Genomic DNA, 10,902 nt, shown 5'->3' with positions numbered 1-10,902 from the left:
GTGCTAATCATATATGTGACACCAAATCGAATATGGTCAATTCATTCCCTCAGAAAGCAATATATAAACCAAATTGCACAAAAAATTTAAAATAAATACATAAACCTTTAATAACAATGACTTAAATTTATTTATCATTTATAAAAAACAACTAAAATTTGATTGTTTGTGCAATTTTCAAATCAAAAGCTTTTACTTCGAGCTCAAAAGATCAATGTGTTAAAACCAAGTATTCATAAGACAATAAGTCTATTTAAACGTTCAAAGAGTTAACATTTACAGGCGCTTCTTCACAGTTATTTGCAACATACTCAAATAAGCAACACCTTCGGCATTTAATATAATATTGTTACAACAATTGTTACATACGTACATAAATACGTAATCAAACTGAATCCAATTTGTCATAACCAGTGTTTATATTGCTTCCCATACAAACAACTCAATTGGTTAGTCACAATGAACACAAGAAAAATAAACTTAACACTAAAAAGTGCGATTACCGCTGCGCTTCTTTTTTCTGGGTCTTCTCTTGCTATGGACTCTCGTTACGAAGATCGCTCAGGTAACCTTGTTGCCGATGTACCGAGCAACCAATCTGAATGGATTAGCCCAAGTACGCTAATTTTTGCTTATACGCCTGTTGAAGATCCTGCAGTATATGCGGATGTTTGGAGTGAATTCTTATCTCATCTTGAGAGAACAACAGGTAAAAAAGTTCGCTTCTTCCCTGTTCAAAACAATGCAGCACAAATTGAAGCAATGCGCTCTGGTCGCTTACACATTGCAGGCTTCAACACAGGGTCTACACCACTTGCCGTAAATTGCGCTGGTTTTGCTCCTTTCACTATGATGGCAGCTAAAGATGGTTCTTTTGGTTACGAGATGGAAATCATTACCCATCCAGGTTCTGGTATTGAAAAAGTTGAAGACCTAAAAGGTAAGAACCTTGCATTCACCTCGCAAACGTCTAACTCAGGTTTCAAGGCACCTTCTGCGATTCTCAATGCTGAATATCAACTAAAACCTGAACGCGATTTCACCCCTGCATTCTCTGGTGCGCATGACAACTCAATTCTTGGTGTTGCTCATAAAGATTACGATGCGGCAGCCATTGCGAATTCAGTATTGAACCGCATGCTTTCAAGAGAAGTCGTCAAAGATGACCAAATTAAAAGTATCTACAAATCTCAAACCTTTCCAACGACAGCTTATGGTACTGCGCACAACCTAAACCCAGAACTCCAAGAAAAAATTCAGAAAGCATTTTTTACTTTCGACTGGGAAGGCACAAAGCTTCAAGAAGAGTTTGAGCGTAATGGTGAAGCGAAATTTGTTCCTATTACTTACCAAGAACACTGGGAAGTGATCCGAACTATCGATACCGCAAATAACGTTTCATATACCTGCAGTTAATTATTGAGCACTAAACGGCTTGTACTGAGTAAACCAAACAACGGTTTATTCAGGAACAAGCCGTTTTTATAGGAAATTTATGTCTACTCTCATTCTCAAGGGACTCACCAAACATTACTCCAATTCTGATAAAGCACTGACAAATGTCAGCCTAGCGGTTAACGCAGGCGAAGTTGTTGGGCTTATTGGACCATCAGGAGCTGGAAAATCGACCCTTATTCGCTGTATTAATCGATTAACAGAGCCCACCAGAGGTGAAGTCATTTTCTCAAATACCAATCTTGAAACCTTATCTAAGCGTCAACTTAGACAATCAAGACGTGAAATTGGAATGATCTTCCAAGAGTATGCTCTGATTGAACGCTTAACCGTGATGGAAAACGTGCTTTCGGGTCGTCTTGGATATGTGAATTTCTGGCAAAGCTTTACAAGGCGTTTCCCTGAATCGGATATTCAAGCAGCTTATGCCCTACTCGACCGTGTGGGTTTATTAGAACATGCCAATAAAAGAGCAGATGCACTTTCTGGCGGTCAACGTCAGCGTGTTGGTATTGCTCGAGCCCTGGCGCAAAAGCCTAAGCTACTCTTGATTGATGAACCAACTGCCGCACTTGATCCCCGAACTGCCCGCCAAATTATGCGTTTAATTAGTGAGATCTGCTCTGAGCAAAAGCTACCAGCCATCATCAATATTCATGATGTTCAGTTAGCTAAACAGTTTGTTGACCGTGTTGTGGGTTTGAATGCGGGTTACGTCGTATTTGACGATAAACCAAATCAACTATCAGAAGATGTATTAACTAAAATTTATGGTGCCGAAGATTGGAGCCAGCAAACTGATGATGAAGATGAAATTGTCACGGTTAGTCCCCTTGTCTCGGTTAACCCTCAATTGCCAGAGGCAACGGCATGATAGAGCACTCCCAAAATCAGCTTGAACAGTATTCAAAGTCCGCTCAATCATATGCTCAAAAAGCTCAAACCTATCCGAAACATTGGACAAAGCCGCCTCTGATTTCAAATGCTTGGCTACGCTGGGGCTTGCTTGTTGTAATTGCAGTCTATTTGTATCTTGCTACCCAATCGGTACACGTCAACTGGGCTCGTATTTATGAAGGAAGCGAGCGTGGCTGGCAATTCATCCTTGCGTTCATGAACCCTGATTTCAGTGGTCGCTGGGAGAATATTCACCAAGGGCTTATCGAAAGTTTAACCATGACTCTTACTTCAACTGTGGCTGGTGTCATTCTTTCTATTCCTTTTGGTTTAGGTGCCGCTAAAAACCTCGCGCCTATGCCCGTTTATTTATTTTGTCGTGGGTTTATTTCTATTGCTCGTAGCTTGCAAGAAATTATTGTCGCGATCTTATGTGTTGCCCTGTTCGGCTTTGGTACGTTTGCTGGTTTTGTCACTTTAACCTTTGCAACCATTGGCTTTCTTGCAAAATTATTCGCTGATGAAATTGAAGCTATCGACCCTGCGCCACTAACTGCAATGCGTGCAACAGGGGCGAGTTGGCTGCAACAAGTCAACTACGCCATTCAAGCACAAGTAATGCCTCGTTTTATTGGGCTTTCTATGTACCGCCTTGATATCAACTTCCGTGAATCGGCTGTGATAGGCATTGTCGGAGCCGGTGGTATTGGTGCGACTTTAAATACAGCAATGGATCGTTATGAGTACAGCGCGGCAGCCGCGATTTTATTGATCATTATTGCCATTGTGATGTTGTGCGAATACTTATCCACCATCATTCGCAAACATGTGCAGTAAGGAGTTAAGCATGAGCACTTTAAATGAAACATCACAAAACTCCATCAATCAAAAACAATGGCAACGATACAACAGTAAACAAAGCCTAATGCTATGGGTTGGCTGGCTTAGTTTTGTTGCTTTAACTGTTTTTGCTTGGCAAGTCATGAACAAAGATACAATTTGGTACTTTGTCACGGATTCACCCAATCAACTCGCGGATATTTCTTCGCGTATGTGGCCTCCAAGATGGAGCTACCTAGATTCACTTTGGAGCCCGCTATGGGACACCATCAACATCGCAACATTAGGCACTTTACTTGGGATTGTTTTGGCCTTTCCAGTTGCGTTTTTAGCGGCGCGGAACACCACACCAAGTACCACGTTTATAAGGCCTATTGCTCTTTTCATCATTGCTGCAAGCCGTTCAATTAATTCACTAATTTGGGCTTTATTGCTTGTTGCCATTATTGGCCCGGGCTTACTTGCTGGTATCATCGCTATCGCACTTCGTTCAATTGGTTTTGTAGCAAAGCTCATGTACGAGGCGATCGAAGAAGTGAATGTAACTCAAATGTCAGCCATTCAAGCGACTGGGGCTGCGCCTCTTCAAGTTTTAAACTACGGAATTCTTCCGCAAGTAATGCCAAGTTTCATAGGAACCAGCTTATTTCGTTGGGATATTAATATTCGCGAGTCGACAGTTTTAGGCTTGGTTGGCGCAGGCGGGATTGGTTTGAAACTTCAGGAATCAATGGCGATGCTAGCATGGCCCCAAGTCACAGTGATTTTCTGTGCCATTCTGGTGACAGTTATTTTTTCTGAATGGCTTGCAGCCAAGGCACGAACAGCGTTCATTTGATCCGCGATATTAGCAATATATAAGTTAAATCAACGAACATAGACGAAACCAACCAACATAAACCAAATCAGCCACACATTGTGTTGGCTGATTTTTTATAGGAAACAACACAGAGGTTAGACTGGGAATCACGTTTAAAATCGAATTTCGTTAGTTACAGAACCTACCCCTTTAATTGACACTGTCACTCTATCTTTGTCTGATAATGCATGAGTTTTACCCGGCGTCCCCATAAAAATAAGATCACCCGGTTTCAAGGTGAAATAATGGCTCAAATAACTGACGACTTTTCTTGGGCTATGGATCATAAGAGCGGTATTTTCTTGATGCACAATGTCGCCATTAACCCGTGTGGTCAGTTCAACGTTGTTATAGTCAATACCTCTCGCAATTGTATGACCAATAGGTCCAAACCCATCAGATGCTTTTGCTCTTAACCATTGCAGATCGTTGTTTTGCCAAGTTCTTTCAGTAATATCATTTCCTACCGTGACACCAAAAATTGCATCTTCTGCTTCTTCTTGGCTAACTTTACTCACTTCTTTACCGATTACGATAACGAGCTCTCCTTCAAAGTGCACATTTCTAGCATCAAAAGGTGCATGAATTTTTTCACCAGAAAGAATCAATGAAGATGGTAACTTTAAAAATAGCGGAGGTGGTAGATCTGGGTGGGAAGCAAAATGGCTGACGTAATTCATTCCCACTGCAAACACTTTTTCAGGAACAGTAGGCAATAAATAAGAAACATCCGACTCATTTATGGGCTTGATCTCGCTATCAAGCTTGTATTCATCGAATATGTTACCAGTTATCGGTGTGATTTTTTTATCGCTCAACAGCCCATGCTGAATTTTTCCCTTATGTTCATAACGAACAAAATGCTCAACGTCTGCGATTGCTGTTACCGACACGATAGAAACTAAACAACCAAGAATCCATTTCATATAGTTCATTCCATTATTTATTCACACTAGTACATTACGAATACGACGATACAGAGATCAGTATAGACGCAAAAATCAAGAATGCCTTGGTAAAACAAGGTGTTGTGAAAATAAGGCGTTTGAATTTACGAGGTAACGAATTACAAATTTATCGCTTTAATATCTTCCCTGTGTATTGGCGACAGTAAAGGGGATGGTCATTGATAGGAAGGAAGGAAGGAAGGAAGGAAGGAAAATTACTGCTTTGTGTCGTATATAACATCACATTTTGTTGTAGTAGAGAACAATGCTGCCACCTTTCAAATTCGATCCGTAATTGAAATTCACACCTAATCCGATGTTGTCGACCCAATCCCACTTGGTTGGATTATTGAATAGCCAGCCGAAAGAAGCTTCATAGTAATGATTAGAACCAAACTCTAAAACCAACTCATCAGACATATCAATTCGTTTTATGCCCGCAAAGATCGTCTGTTTTTGATCGTAAATATCAATAAACGCTGTGGCCTGATTCGTCACATACCCACCGTGTGGGTTACCCGCATCTCTTGCTTCCCCCCACGTGTAGCCATAAAAATATTTTAATTGCGACCCAAAATGCCACTTACCCCAAGAGGTTGGTAAGTCATAGTTAAGTGCCACTGCAGTTTCAAAAATATTGGACCATGCTGATGTATTCAGTAACAAACCATCAAAAGTTTGTTCAAACAATTCGGAAAATGGGCTTCGAGCATCGTAAGTGTTTTTGTAATAGATTAAGTGGGAAGTCACGCTAGGCGTGAATGTAAAACCGTCAGCCAAGTGCATCTCATAGCCATATCCGACAGAACCACCAAGGGTAAGCTCCTTAATCGTATCTTTTGGCTGTGAATCATTAATTAGTGAAACTTCCTCTTCCGTGTCTATAGCAAAAGCTTTTAGCATTAATACAGAACGATTTGGGCTACCTTCAATATCAAAGTGATAAGTAAGAGGTAAAGCATAAACTGATTTTTCTTTACGATTTTCTAATGATCTTTGATTACCAAGATCATCATTTTGTGTATGGAAAACACCATTAGGATCAAAGCTTTTTATACCAAATTCGATCGCATCGCTATCAGTGAGAATGATGGATGTGGCAAATCTACTTTCGAGGAGATCGCGCGCGGCTTTGTTTACGTTGAGGGCAGCTTTAGCTTGCTCTGAAAGTATAAGAATATTGAACGCACAAATGCCTATCAGTATGTGCGTGATATAGCACTTTCCTTCCCGCCTAGCTTCCATACATCAATACCTCTGAACAAACCATTCGATAAGATTATAGAAAACAAGCGGATAATGATAAACAAAAAATAAAGCCAGAAGTTAAACTCCTGGCTTTATAGTTGTCTCAATTAATTGTCATTTCATACCTTATCAAAAAACTTGATAAGGTAATTACGTCATTACAATCGTGAGAAGGCACCATTCCATGAGTATGTCTCACCAGCAAACTCAACAGTGTGAGTTGCTTGCTGCGCGTCTTCAGCTTGGTTTGAAATACCGTAGTGGTAAGTGTTACCAGAAGTAGTCTGAATGCGAACAACAGTCCCGACACTGTTATCGCCCACAACAGATACTGATTTAACTAGACCACGAGCGCCTACAGAGGCTTCGATAGACTCGTTAAAGTAACCATGTGTTTCTAGTACAGAAGCAAACACGTGGTTTTGACCAGACTGACGTAAGATAAGCGCAGGCTCACTCTTAAGGTTGAAGTCTGGATCGTTAGCGCCAGTGCGAGCAAAAATCACTTCACTGCCTGCATTCGCGCTGGTTACTAGGCTGTAGTAGCTGCTGTCATGTAGCCAGCTCACTAGAGAACCTTCTTCGTTTACTTTACCTGAAGCAACATTCCAAAGGTGTTGGTAACCGTTGTCTTCACCTAACGGCTTAAGCGTCGTTTCGATGTTGTAATCGAAATCAGTACGGATAATTTGACCAGAGTGGTGAACTGGTAGGTCGTACTGGTGCTCGGCGTCAGCTTCAATGCGGTATACATCAATCACTAGTGGCTTCTCGAACTCAGGAAGTTCAGCAAGAATCACACTGCGTTGCATGTCTACACCTGCGTAGTACTCAGAAATCGTACCGCTCATACCCTGTAGAGACTTATCGTCTGCTACGAAGAAGTGCTTCTGACCAAACTTAGACTCAGCTAATGCGGTATCAAAGTTGTTCTGTGTTTTCTGATCAACCGTTACGGTGTTGTGAGCAACAGTTTGCTTACAGTAAGACTTGTTCTCTGGGATGTAACGGCCGCCAAACTTAGGCTCAACGTTTACCCAACGACCGAAGCCGTAATCGTGCAGTACTTCGTGGCCACGGTTGAATACACTTAAGTGCAAACCATCGTAGTGACCGTGGTCTAACGCAGAGTGGTACTGGTGATCAGAACCGTGTTGACCAAACCAGATCAACGCCATTGTATCGTCGTCCTGCTCGTCACGGTGACGAAGGATGCTTACGCCGCCTTTTTCGCCTTCAGGACCGTCAGTTACAAACAGGCTACCCCAGTTGAATGCTTTGATGTCGTCTGCTGCATCAACAGCGTCAGACAGTGTTTTACCAGAAGCATGAACCCAAACATCTTGTTGGTGATTAGCCATACCAAGTAATGTTTCAGTCTGCTCGTAACGGTGGTAACACACAGACGTTGCCATGATAACGCCTTCATCGTTGATAGAAATCGTCTTCGATGAATCGTTCAGAGCTGGCAATGTTCCGTCTGGGAATGCCGTTTTAAATACCGCGTAAGACGTTGTCTTGATCACTGAATCGTTGAATTCGTAGATACCAAGTTCAGGCTGACGACGTTCAATCGCTTCTGCAAACAGGTAGATTGGACGTAGAGAGAAACGGTGGTAGTAAGGACCTTCCATGTAGTAGCCGTCTGGCGAAAACAGTTGGTCAAGTTGCGCTAAGAAACCGCCGCTTACTTTGTCTAGTTTCAGACCGTAAAGCGCTTTGTCTACTGACTCTTGATCGTTGATCGCGTACCCACAGATACCTACTGCTGCCACTGCCCATAAGCCGTGGTTGTGTACGATATCGAAGTCGTGCGCGTAAGTCACAACGAACATTTCGATCATCTGCTTAAGCAGGTCGTCTTCGATAAGACGCTTTTGATCTTCAGAGATTGTGTGGTAAATACAGCTGTAAGCACAAGAAGCGTAAAGCATCCACATGTTCTCGTTCAACGTTTGGTGGAACAACTTACCCGGAGGGTTAGAGTCACGGCTTACGTTGCTTTCAAGTGTTGGGTATACCGTTGCGTAAGCAGTTAGCATATCAACGATGTAATCACGGTACTTTGTTTCCTCTGTGATAAGGAACAAACGACCCGCTAGATCCATGTGGATGTAGTTTTGTTTGTGACGGTTGTGTTCGTAACCGCCGCCTTCACCGTGACCAGGTACTTCAATACCAACTTCAGCCATGTAAGCGTCAGTTTGTTTAATATCGCGAGTCAGTGCGTTACCTAATAGGCTATCCTTGCCAAGTTCTTTACGAAGCTCTGCTGCTTCCTCAAAGTTAAGTAAAAGTGGTTGATAGCTCATTATTATTTCCCCTGCTCTGCTGTGCTTGCTAATTCTGGGTTTAAAATTGTTTCTACTGAGTAGAAGCCCGTCCAGCTGTATACTTTGCCGTTCAGTTCTACTTTGTGTTCAGTACTGTCAGTCGCGCCAAGCTGGTTGCTGATCATCACTGTCACATTTGATTTCTCAGTGATGACTTCTACTACTGAACCTACGTTAGTGTGAGCCACTACTTTGATGTCTTTTACAACACCACGTGCACTTACAGATTGCTCAAATTCTTCGTTGAAGTAACCGTGCGTTTCTAGAACAGAAGCAAACAGTGTTGATTCACCTTTGCTACGTAGAATGAACGCAGGCTCTGAACGTAGGTTGAAGCTTGGATCATTAGCACCAGTACGAGTAAAGATTACTTCAGCATTGTCGTTAGACGTTGCGCCTAGCCATGTGTAGTAAGTGTTGTTTTGTAGCCAGCTAACTAGTGCTGTGCCCTTCACTTCACCACTTGCGACATTCCAAAGGTGCTGATAACCAAAGTCACTACCTAGAGTATTCAACTCTTTATTCGCTTGGTATTCAAAGTTCGTGCGAACAATCTGACCTGCAAATTGATGTGAGTAGTCGTATTGGTGCTCGCCTTCGCCGCCTTTTGAAGAGTCTAAGCGATATAGGTCTAACAATAGCGGAGATTCTAACTCTTCAAGGTTTAGCATGAACACGCTGCGTTGCATGTCAAAACCTTGGTAGTGATCGTTAGCGAATGCACTCATGCCGTTAATCTGCTCGTCTTCTACTTTAAAGAAGTGAGGTAAACCGTGTACTGAGTCTGCACGTTCAACGTCAAAGTTATTCTGACATTTTTCGTCAATGGTTACCGCATTGTGAGCAATCGTTTGACGAGCGTAAGATTTATTTTCATCTAGGTAACGACCGCCGAATTTTGGCTCAACGTTGACCCAACGACAGAAGCCGTATTCACGTAGCACTTCTTGACCACGGTTGAAGAAAGAAATACCTAACGTATCAAAGTTACCGTGACCCATACCATGTTGACCGTAGTTCATCACTAACTGAGAAACGTCGCCTTTCTTATCCTGCATACGGATAAAGCCTTGCGCGCCATTATGACCTTCAGGACCTTCGCTCAATTCAACACTTGGCCAGAAAGGCATGCCGATTTCTTGTTCAGCAGAAGCCGCTTCGTATGCTTTAGATAGCTCAAGACCACATGGGTGCATCCATACTGCATCTTGAATTTTTGCCATACCAAGAATGTTTTGGTCAACACCCTCAGCTGAAGAGTAATGTTTGCTGTAAACACTTACTGCAACTTGAACACCCATATCTGTGATGCCCATTGTACGAGAAGCATCGTTCAGAGCTGGGAATTCACCGTTAGGGTAAGCTGTCGCAAGCATTGCTTGTACTGTGTTACCAATCACGCCGCCTTTGTAGTTGTAGATATCAACTTCTGGCATGTGGCGGTGAATCACTTCAGCGAATACACATGTTGGTCGAATCGCGTAACGGTGGTAGTAAGGGCCTTCCATGTAGTAACCAGAAGGAGCAAATAGTTGAGAGATTTGCGCTAAGAAACCGCCAGTGTCGTTACGATCAATACCGAATACAGACATTTCTAAGTATTCACGCTTACCTAGAGCCAAACCACAAATACCCACAGCCGCGACTGCCCAAATACCGTGATTATGAATACGGTCGAAATCGTGAGCATATTTAACAGTGAACATTTCTAGCATTGGTTCAAAAATACGAGATTCAATATTGTCACGTTGTGCTTGAGTAAGCGTAGATTTAACGCACGAGTAAGCCAAGCTGCTGAACATTAACCAGCAGTGCTCATTAAGAATTTGGTGGAATAAACGACCTGTTGGGTTCGTATTTTTCTGTACGTGATAATCAAAAGTTAGGTATTTATCTGCGTACTCTTCTAGTAATTCAGTTACAAAATCAGCATATCTTTGTTCTTTAGTAATCAAGAACATGCGACCAGCTAAGTTCATATACGTGTAGTTTTGCTTGTGACGGTTGTGCTCGTATCCGCCAGCTTCTCCATGACCAGGAACATCAATAGGTAAGCGCATAAACGATTCTAAATCTTTTGCATTCGCAGCAATGGTTTTGCCCATTAAGCTAGAACGACCGACTTCTAAATGAAGCGCTTCAATTTCCGCTTCTGTCAACAATACTGGTTGTGTAGTCATATTCTTTTTCACCCTCAATAAAGAGTTTGTTTGTTTAAACTTAGGTTTGATTCATAAACTTTCTATAAAGTAATACAATATGAGCTTTAGTAATACTAATTCATCTTAAAATGATGACCATAATCACATAAAACCTTATAAAC

8 protein-coding genes are annotated in these 10,902 nt (G+C 42.0%); 4 read left to right on the top strand and 4 right to left on the bottom strand.

Annotation, left to right across the window (positions count from 1 at the left end; translation table 11 throughout):
- The first annotated feature begins 459 nt into the window (after window positions 1–459).
- The 4 genes from phnD (at window position 460) to phnE (F0226_RS21405) (ending at window position 4,030) form a co-directional block, all read left to right on the top strand.
- Window positions 460–1,416 (top strand): phosphate/phosphite/phosphonate ABC transporter substrate-binding protein, encoded by a 957-nt coding sequence (phnD, locus tag F0226_RS21420; protein ID WP_171737534.1) that lies wholly within the window; start codon window positions 460–462, stop codon window positions 1,414–1,416.
- 79 nt (window positions 1,417–1,495) lie between these two features.
- Complete coding sequence (gene phnC, locus F0226_RS21415) at window positions 1,496–2,329, top strand: phosphonate ABC transporter ATP-binding protein (protein ID WP_171737533.1); 834 nt, start codon at window positions 1,496–1,498, stop codon at window positions 2,327–2,329.
- Window positions 2,326–3,189 carry a phosphonate ABC transporter, permease protein PhnE gene (phnE, locus tag F0226_RS21410; protein WP_253820885.1) on the top strand — a complete coding sequence of 288 codons (864 nt, stop codon included), beginning with the start codon at window positions 2,326–2,328 and terminating at the stop codon, window positions 3,187–3,189. The genes phnC and phnE (F0226_RS21410) overlap by 4 nt, the downstream gene beginning before the upstream one ends.
- Window positions 3,190–3,199: 10 nt before the next feature.
- Window positions 3,200–4,030, top strand: a complete 831-nt coding sequence (gene phnE / locus F0226_RS21405; RefSeq protein ID WP_171737532.1) for a phosphonate ABC transporter, permease protein PhnE — start codon at window positions 3,200–3,202, stop codon at window positions 4,028–4,030.
- A gap of 134 nt (window positions 4,031–4,164) precedes the next feature.
- On the opposite strand, the gene F0226_RS21400 is transcribed toward phnE (F0226_RS21405), so the two are convergent.
- From F0226_RS21400 to F0226_RS21385, 4 genes are all read right to left on the bottom strand, one after another.
- Window positions 4,165–4,977, bottom strand: a complete 813-nt coding sequence (locus F0226_RS21400) for a fumarylacetoacetate hydrolase family protein (protein ID WP_171737531.1) — start codon at window positions 4,975–4,977, stop codon at window positions 4,165–4,167.
- Window positions 4,978–5,238: 261 nt separating this feature from the next.
- The gene (locus tag F0226_RS21395) at window positions 5,239–6,243 is read right to left on the bottom strand and encodes a Solitary outer membrane autotransporter beta-barrel domain (RefSeq protein ID WP_171737530.1); all 1,005 of its coding nucleotides are present in this window, start codon (window positions 6,241–6,243) and stop codon (window positions 5,239–5,241) included.
- 161 nt (window positions 6,244–6,404) lie between these two features.
- Entirely contained in the window at window positions 6,405–8,558 is a 2,154-nt protein-coding gene (locus F0226_RS21390) for a heparinase II/III family protein (protein WP_171737529.1), read from the bottom strand.
- Window positions 8,559–8,560: 2 nt separating this feature from the next.
- The gene (locus tag F0226_RS21385) at window positions 8,561–10,759 is read right to left on the bottom strand and encodes a heparinase II/III family protein (RefSeq protein ID WP_171737528.1); all 2,199 of its coding nucleotides are present in this window, start codon (window positions 10,757–10,759) and stop codon (window positions 8,561–8,563) included.
- Between the last annotated feature and the right edge of the window lie 143 nt (window positions 10,760–10,902).

The sequence above is a fragment of the Vibrio sp. 99-70-13A1 genome, from assembly GCF_013114625.1.
Taxonomy (GTDB): Bacteria; Pseudomonadota; Gammaproteobacteria; order Enterobacterales; family Vibrionaceae; genus Vibrio.
The sequence above is the reverse complement of the archived record's forward strand: the minus strand, read 5'-3'. Positions and strand labels throughout refer to the sequence as shown.